The organism is Methylomonas sp. MgM2, from assembly GCF_054172045.1.
Window position 1 is genome coordinate 1 of sequence record NZ_JBSYXO010000071.1, and the last position, 7,097, is coordinate 7,097.

The 7,097-nt window shown below is 49.8% G+C and carries 4 protein-coding genes; 3 read left to right on the forward strand and 1 reads right to left on the reverse strand.

What is annotated here, in order from left to right:
- Positions 1-526 precede the first annotated feature (526 nt).
- Positions 527-1,717, reverse strand: coding sequence for a tyrosine--tRNA ligase (gene tyrS / locus ACW73I_RS22690; protein WP_458031787.1), 1,191 nt, complete (start codon positions 1,715-1,717; stop codon positions 527-529).
- A gap of 145 nt (positions 1,718-1,862) precedes the next feature.
- On the opposite strand from tyrS, the gene ACW73I_RS22695 reads away from it, so the two are divergent.
- The 3 genes from ACW73I_RS22695 (at position 1,863) to ACW73I_RS22705 (ending at position 6,780) form a co-directional block, all read left to right on the forward strand.
- Positions 1,863-3,158, forward strand: a complete 1,296-nt coding sequence (locus tag ACW73I_RS22695; protein WP_458031784.1) for a peptidoglycan DD-metalloendopeptidase family protein — start codon at positions 1,863-1,865, stop codon at positions 3,156-3,158.
- On the forward strand, positions 3,145-4,278 hold the full coding sequence (locus tag ACW73I_RS22700) for an anhydro-N-acetylmuramic acid kinase (protein WP_458031785.1): 1,134 nt from the start codon (positions 3,145-3,147) through the stop codon (positions 4,276-4,278). Before ACW73I_RS22695 ends, ACW73I_RS22700 begins: the two co-directional genes overlap by 14 nt.
- Before the next feature lie 96 nt (positions 4,279-4,374).
- Positions 4,375-6,780 (forward strand): Lon protease family protein, encoded by a 2,406-nt coding sequence (locus tag ACW73I_RS22705; RefSeq protein ID WP_458031786.1) that lies wholly within the window; start codon positions 4,375-4,377, stop codon positions 6,778-6,780.
- Positions 6,781-7,097 lie beyond the last annotated feature (317 nt).

The following is a 7,097-nucleotide window of genomic DNA, read 5'->3' on the forward strand; positions in this document are numbered from 1 at the left end:
ATTTTTTGAAAGCTTTCTAAACCACCGAAAACAAAACCCCAAAAAACACTCAACCAACCCGGCAAAACCGCTGCCTCACCGCCTCCGGTCAACTCATCTCGACCAAAAGAGCTCGCCATTTTACAACACTTACCATGTTTGTCAAAATTTTTTTCAACCAAACTCTTTCAAAACCCATCGCCAAAATCAAACGCTGCGAAACCTTGGAAACGAAGCGCCAGCGAGTGAAGGTCGAGTAGTCCCTGGAAGCCGTAGCGCCGGCCGGTTTTTCGACTAGAAAAACTGCAAGGCATCGCGAAACGGCGTCGAGTCATGCGAGAGCCAAGGCTTTGACCCCCTTGCTGGGTCAAAGCCGAGGTGACGCGGACGGCCAGGGCCGCCGCAGGCAATCACGTAGCGGTGTAGGCGCGATTGCTAGCTAGGGATGGCTAGCAATCTTTCCCGCCGGAAGCCGACACTCTCCGGCCATCATGCACACCAACCAATCAAATTCTCGCCAATTACATAGCGACGATGCTTGCCATGATCAAGAGATCAATTCAACTTTGACAAACTTTCGCTTTCCAACCTGATAAATATGAGTAGTAGCCAAAGGGACCACCAATTTCGGATCTTCCAATTTTTCACCGTCAATCTTGACAGCCCCTTGCTTAATCATCCTCAAGGCCTCCGAAGTGCTCGCAACCAAACCCGCATCTTTCAAAAGATTGGCGATAGGCAAACCGCCCTCTCCCTTTAACTGAATCTCCGGCACATCTTCGGGCATAGCGCCTCTCTGAAAACGAGCCTCGAACGCTTCCAACGCTTTTTTAGCAGCTTCGAGGCCATGGAATCGTGCAACGATTTCTCGCCCCAAGCCGACTTTATAATCCCTGGGATTGGCACCGTTTAAACATTCCTTGCGCCATCTCTCGATGTCGCCCATCGGCTTAAAGCTCAATAACTCGTAATAGCGCCACATCAATTCATCGGAGATCGACATGATCTTGCCGAACATTTCGTCCGGCGCATCCGCAATGCCAATATAATTGTTTAACGACTTAGACATTTTCTGAACACCATCTAAGCCTTCTAAAATCGGCATCGTCAAAACCACCTGCGGCTTTTGGCCATTCATTTCTTGAAGATGCCGCCCCATCAGCAAATTAAATTTTTGATCTGTCCCGCCCAGTTCAACGTCGGCTTTCATAACGACAGAATCATGTCCTTGAATCAGAGGATAAAGAAATTCGTGAATCGCAATCGGCTGACCGTTTTTGTAACGTTTATGAAAGTCATCCCGCTCCAACATCCGCGCCACGGTATGTTTCGCCGCCAGTTGAATCATCTCGGCGCTGGACATCACACCCATCCATTCGGAATTGAATTTAATCTCGGTCTTATCGGGATCTAGGATCTTGAAAACCTGTTCCTGATAGGTTTTTGCATTTTCGACAACCTCTTCCCGGCTCAAGGGTTTGCGGGTGACATTTTTGCCGGTCGGATCGCCTATCATTGCAGTGAAGTCGCCGATCAGGAATTGAACATTATGCCCCGCGTCCTGAAACTGCTTAAGTTTATTGATCAGCACTGTATGACCCAAATGCAAATCCGGCGCAGTCGGATCAAATCCGGCCTTAACAGTTAGAGGGCGATTTTCCTCTAATTTTTTAATCAAATCGGCTTCCAATAGAATTTCATCCGCACCATATCGCAGCTGCGCCAGCGTTTCTTGCAACAATTTCTTCTCCTGAAAACTGAATAGCTCGAAACATTATAAATTATCGTCCTACCAATTACGGATTAAAAATCCGCGTAAATTGGCCTTAAGTCCAAAAATTGCCTACAATTCGCATTGGACAACCATTGAAGTGTGATTGCTTGTGAAAAACAGAATAGTCAAGACGGTGCTGTTAGGTGCCTGCACCGTTGTTGCCGCGAGTGCGAGTTACGGACTCATTCCGCATAAAAATCTAGAGAACCCACGATCATTGGAACAAGAAAGGCTGATCTCGTCCAAAATCAACCAATACACCAAGTATGTGGCTCCGGAAAGCCAACCTGATGAAGCCGACTTTTCTCAGGACCTGGAACATACCGTTAAATCGGGCGAGAATTTATCTACTATATTTTCCGCATTAAATCTCAGCCGCGAAGACCTACACAAAATCATCCATACTAACGCGACAGCCAAGCAATTCGCCGATGTAGCGCCCGGTCAAGATGTCGTCGCAACCGTCGATGCAGAAGGCAAACTGGAACAACTGACCTATGCTAAAAATCCTTTCGAAACATTGGTCGCAACTCGAAGCGAAGACGGCTTCGATGTCAAACTATTTAGTAAAAAAATCGATTACCAAATCACCAGTGCGACCGCAACCATCCATTCATCATTATTCGAAGACGGAGTAAAGGCCGGCGTATCGGAAAAAATCATTCTGAAACTAGCGGATATTTTTGCCTGGGACATTGATTTCGCTTTAAACCTGCGCGAAGGTGACGAATTTACTGTCGTTTTCGAAAAATTATTCGTCGACGGCAAAGAGTTTGACACCGGGGAAATTTTATCGGTTGAATTCGTCAATGAGGGCAAGACCTACGCTGCCGTTCGTTTCGATGACAACAAAGGCCATACCGGTTATTACACACCGGAAGGCAACAGCTTGCGTAAAGCCTTCTTACAAACGCCGATGGATTTCGCCAAAATAAGTTCTCATTTTAATTTGCATCGCAAACATCCGATTTTGAACACTATTCGTGCACATAAAGGCGTTGATTACGCTGCTGCGGCCGGTACACCGGTAAAAACCACCGGGGACGGAAAGATCGTGTTTCGCGGTGTCAAAAGAGGCTACGGCAATGTCGTTGAGATTGAACACGGTCAGAAATATTCAACCCTCTACGCTCACCTTTCCGGCTTTAAATCCGGCCACAAGGCAGGCAGCAACGTGAAACAAGGCGAAGTAATCGGTTACGTCGGCAAGACCGGCCTCGCAACCGGCCCGCACTTACATTACGAGTTTCGGATTGCGGGGCAACATGTCAACCCCTTGACCGCAAAGTTACCTCGGACTTTGCCTATGGATCGGGCTTTGCTGGCAAAATTCAAAGCGCAAACTCAGCCACTGATGGCGCTATTAGAAAAAGCCAAAGGCGGCGGATTGCTTGCAAAAAACTAAGGAACACCCTGAACTTTATATCGGCTTGATGTCGGGGACCAGCATCGACGGAATCGATGCCGGTCTCGTCGACTTCAGTAAAAACCAAATCCGCGTTGTCGCTTTCCATTACCAACCATTTCCCGCTGAGTTAAGGCTCAAAATTCATAATCTCAGTCAACCCGGCCGCGCCGTTATCCTTGAAGAGTACGGCACGATGGATTCGGAACTGGGCGAATTATTTGCCGAAGCCTCTTTAGCATTGCTCCGGAAAGCGCAAATTGAAGCATCCGAAATTCAAGCCATTGGAAGCCACGGGCAGACCGTATACCATGCCCCAAATGGTCGTCACGGATTTTCCTTGCAGATCGGCGACCCCAATCGCATCGCCGAAACGACCGGCATTACTACAATCAGTGATTTCCGTCGCCGAGATATTGCGGTTGGTGGTCAGGGTGCACCGTTAGTGCCGGCGTTTCATCAAGCCGTCTTCTCGGACCCTGACCATACCTGCACGATACTGAACATCGGCGGCATCGCCAATATTACTGTACTGAGAAACCGAACCGTTCTGGGTTTTGACACCGGTCCCGGCAACACTCTGATGGATTACTGGTGCCAACATTCGCTAGGTCAGTGTTATGACATAAATGGTGAATGGGCAAGCGCGGGAGAAGTTAATACCGAGCTACTCGCGCACCTGCTCGATGACGTCTATTTTCGACAACCGCCGCCTAAAAGCACCGGGAAAGAATATTTTTCGCCTACCTGGCTAAACCGGCAAATTGCGCCGTTTCCGGCATTAAAACCGGAGGACATTCAGGCGACGCTTTGTCGTTTCAGCGCCGAAAGCATTGCCGACGCCATATTAAATTATGCCGCCGACAGCGAACATATTCTGGTCTGCGGCGGCGGCATCCATAATCAACAATTACTGGGAATGTTGCAGAAAAGACTACCCGTGCCTATTTGGTCTACCGCAAAATTCGGAATTGACCCTGATCATGTCGAAGCGATCGCCTTCGCTTGGCTGGCAAAACAAACAGCCCATCGACAAGCTGGGAATATAACTAGCGTAACAGGCGCCAAAAAATCGGTAATACTTGGCGGAATTTATCCCGGCCGCTACGGATTAAGGTAAACTCCCACCGGCTGCCGCTCAAATTTGTCAGCCGTCCGCTTCACTTTTTAGTCATATTGCCCGGTATATTTAACATTTCTACAGGGATTTTGATCAATGAAAAAAGCGCCATTACCCGCATCCAAACTCTATAAACCTTGTAGCCTGGAACAATTAAAGTTCAGTTCTACCGAAGACCTGGAAGATATCGATATTATCGTCGGACAGGAGAGAGCCCTGGATGCGATCAAATTTGGTATACGCATCAAAAAGCACGGTTACAATATTTTCGCGATGGCTCCAAATGGCACGGGCAAACTTACCACGGCCACGCAATTAGCCGAACACGAAGCGGCGCGCCAGGCAGTGCCGGCCGATTGGTGTTACGTACATAACTTCGGCCATCCGGCAAAGCCGACGGCAATTCGCCTGGAGCCGGGACAAGGCAGAGGATTTCAGCAAGACATGGCTGAACTGATCGATGAACTCGGCGTTGCGATACCCGCCGCGTTCGACGGCGACGAATATAGGTCCCGCGCAGGCGAATTGGAAAGCGAATCGCGCCAACGGGAAGTCAACGAAATCAGTAAAATTCGGGAAGACGCGGAGAAGACACATATTATCTTTACCGAAACTCCCACCGGCTATGCGTTTCTACCGGCGGACGAAAATAATGAAGCACTTACGCCGGAACAGTTCAACAAATTAGATAAGGAAGAACAGCGCAAATATCACGACACGGTACTGGAACTGCAGGAACGCGTGCAGGCCGCCATCAAACTGTTCCCGGTCTGGCGCAAGGAAACCAAACGAAAACTGCAAGCCTTGAATCGCGAAGTCGCCGAATTGGCCGTCAATCACTCCATCGACGAACTCAAGGAAAAATACGCCAAGTCGCAAGCGATACTGAGCTATCTGAGCGCAGTACAAAAAGACATCATCGAGCATGTACGCGACTTTATTCCGCATAGCGAAAAAGTCCTGCCGTTCATGGAAGCTCAGCAAGATCAAAACCCCTTCAAGCGTTATCAAGTCAACCTAATGGTCGATTGGAGCCATAAACGCGGCGCGCCGGTCGTCTGCGAAGACTTGCCCAATTACGGCAACCTGCTGGGCCGTATCGATCATCAAGCGCACATGGGCTCTTTAGTGACCGACTTTACGATGATCAAACCCGGCGCGCTGCATAAAGCCAACGGCGGCTATCTGATCATCGATGCCCGCAAAATATTGATGCAACCCTACGCCTGGGAAACGCTAAAACGCTGTTTGAAATCCGGCGAAATACGCATCGAGTCGCTGGAACGGGCGCTGAGCCTGATCAGCACCTCCTCTTTGGAACCGGAACCTATTCCCCTCGATGTCAAAGTCATCTTGCTGGGCGACCCTTTGATTTATTATTTGCTCAGTTTTTACGATCCGGAATTCCAAGACTTCTTCAAAGTCGCTGCCGACTTCGCCGGCAGCGTCGATCGCACGGAAAACTTAACCGAATACGCACGCATGCTGGCGACAATCGTCCGCAGGGAAAAATTGCGGCCGCTTAGCCAAAAAGCCGTTGCGCGGGTGATTGAACACAGCGCCCGCATGGCCGACGATGCGGAAAAACTGCTGACTCATCTGCGCAGCATCAAAGACTTGTTAACCGAAGCCGATTACTGGGCCGCCGAAAATGGCCATACCCAAATAACCCCCAGCGACGTGCAACAAGCCATCGACCAGAAAGTCAATCGCCTGGACAAAATCCGCGAACGCCTGTATGAAAGCATACAGCGCGGCACCATCATGATAGATACAGCCGACAAAGTCGTCGGCCAAATCAACGGCCTGTCGGTCTTGCAACTGGGCGAATTCGCGTTCGGCCAGCCTTCCCGAATCACCGCCACCACCCGGATCGGCAACGGCAAGGTGGTCGATATCGAACGCGAAACCGAGCTGGGCGGCGCCATACATTCCAAAGGCGTGTTGATTTTATCCAGCTATATTTCATCCCGGTACGCCCGTTCGTGCCCCTTCTCCATGTCGGCCAGCCTGGTCTTCGAACAGTCTTACGGCCACGTAGAAGGCGATAGCGCTTCGTTGGCGGAACTATGCGCAATTTTATCGTCGCTGGCACAACTACCGTTGCGTCAGGACTTGGCCATGACCGGCTCGGTCAACCAACTGGGCCAAGTGCAACCGATCGGCGGGGTCAACGAAAAAATCGAAGGCTTCTTCGACGTCTGTTCTGCCCGGGGTTTGACCGGCAAGCAAGGCGTCATCATTCCGGCCAGCAACGAACCGTTTCTGATGCTGCGCTGGGACGTGGTACACGCCGCCGAGACCGGCAAATTCCACATTTATAGCGTTAACACGGTCGACGAAGCCCTGGAATTATTGAGCGAGCAGGAAGCCGGCGTCGCCGACGAACAAGGCAAATATCCGGTGGATTCATTCAACGGCAAGATCGATGCACAGCTGCAGCGGTTTACGACGTTGCGGAAGGCGTTTAGTTCTAAGGAAGGCGATGGTACGGAGAAATAACCAGCCTGCATTGGATGCGCTGAGCAATGGCGATGGGCATCGATCGTGAGCGATGTGCTAGCGTCCATGTCACGCGGATGACGCTTGCCAAGACACAAGATATAGCGTTTAATCCGGCCCCTTAAAACCTTGTTCCATGCGTATGCGGTAATGCTTCAAGCGAATTTTATCGCGCCCCTGATCCAGTAAATTAGGCGAATTTTCAGATCAAATACTTGACGGATTTTGTATGCTCATTAGTTCTACTTTGTCACATTAGTCCTGTCACCCGAAATGGCCGAATTAATGTATAATAAGCCATTGTTTTATATATGTAA